The sequence below is a fragment of the Idiomarina sp. UBA4206 genome, assembly GCF_002383015.1.
Taxonomy (GTDB): Bacteria; Pseudomonadota; Gammaproteobacteria; order Enterobacterales; family Alteromonadaceae; genus Idiomarina; species Idiomarina abyssalis.
Window position 1 is genome coordinate 27,950 of sequence record NZ_DFTS01000041.1, and the last position, 1,481, is coordinate 29,430.

Consider the following 1,481-nt stretch of genomic DNA (forward strand, 5'->3'; position numbering starts at 1 on the left):
GCAATATTGATAGAAGCGGCATTTGCTTACGAACAAGCCACACAACACCGTGTAGCTCCTAATCTGGTTGCAACTGACTAAGGTTAAGTTTACGACTATCGAGCGGCCGGCCATCAATATCTCTGAGCGTTAATACCAATTCCGGCTGCTCTTTCCATATCACTTCAATTTGACCATAACGGCTTTCCGTAAAAGCCTTTCCGTCGCGATAACTCGACTGGTAAGGCGTATCACCGTCAAAGTTAATAGTACCCGGAGTTACCTGCCATAGTGGGTAAGAAAGAAACTCGTCAGATTTTGCAAATTCACCAAAAAACCTATCGCCGCTGGCCAAGAGTAAACCAGAGGGCTTCAGCTCAGTTAACAATTCTTTTAAGCGTTTTTGTTCACGTTTATAGAGCGCCCAACTGTCATACCCGTTTGCCGGAGCCAATACCGGTGTCGCACTCATAATAATACGAACCTCTGCTGGCTTTTGTAACTGTTCAGCAAGCCACTGCCATTGTTCATCACCCAGTAAGGCACCGGTATTATTTGCCTGATAAGGACCTAAGTCAGAATTAAAACGGCGCGTTTGGCGCTCCATCCACCCCACGGTAGTGAGTGGGTCTCTATTCCAGCGCCCATCGAGCACAATGACTTGAACACGTTGTGGTTCACTGCCAAAAATCACGCTCTTAGCGATACCGTGCGTCTGAAAAAGTCGTTCCGAGGTTGCGGGTTCGCGCCAGAAGGTCAAAAAGTGATTCCTGACGGCATAGCGATTCGGGTTATTCTTGCCACCGTTGCCATCCAGGCTGTAGTCGTTACGGTTCCACACGGACATTACTGCCGAGTTGCGGCGTAAAACCCTCGGCCCCCGGTAACGGTTAAAAACCTCGTAGGCATCGAGTAGGTCATCCATATCATCAGCATCGACATCAACCGTGTCGCCCAGAAAAACAAACACTTCAGGCTGTGCGTGGTTGACGGCATCCCAGATTTCCTGCCGACTGGTATGGTCAATGCAGCAACCAAAGGCCACTCGTGTTGATTGTTGTGCCGACACACTGGACGCAAAGGCCAGTAGTAAAAACAGCCAAACACTCCGTATTTGCATCAGAAATCCTCTTTATTCACCGCGCAGCGGCGCGCCTCACTTGCTTCTATATCGCCACGTGCCACCAATTTCTTGAGCGCCTGATCCAATGTTTGCATGCCACGCTCTGCACCTGTTTGTATGGACGAGTACATTTGCGCCACTTTATCCTCACGGATAAGGTTCTTGATAGCGGGTGACGACAGCATAATTTCATGGGCCGCGACGCGACCACCGCCAACACGCTTCAGCAGACTCTGTGAAATTACTGCACGCAAAGACTCCGACAGCATAGAGCGGATCATGGGCTTATCATCGCCGGGAAACACATCAATTATACGGTCAATGGTTTTTGGCGCCGACGTTGTATGCAAAGTACCTAAAACCAAGTGTCCTGTTTCAG

At 49.4% G+C, this 1,481-nt stretch carries 2 protein-coding genes; both read right to left on the bottom strand.

Annotated features, from left to right (window positions below; all coding sequences use genetic code 11):
* Positions 1-58 precede the first annotated feature (58 nt).
* Entirely contained in the window at positions 59-1,099 is a 1,041-nt protein-coding gene (locus B3180_RS08785) for a phosphodiesterase (RefSeq protein ID WP_054489216.1), read from the bottom strand.
* A partial coding sequence (locus B3180_RS08790) for an ATPase, T2SS/T4P/T4SS family (RefSeq protein ID WP_286844073.1) occupies positions 1,099-1,481 on the bottom strand: 383 nt, incomplete at its 5' end. The genes B3180_RS08785 and B3180_RS08790, both read right to left, overlap by 1 nt.

Excerpts from the sequence above, each read along its gene's own strand:
- B3180_RS08785 (WP_054489216.1), bottom strand. The coding sequence starts at position 1,099 with ATGCAAATACGGAGTGTTTGGCTGTTTTTACTACTGGCCTTTGCGTCC.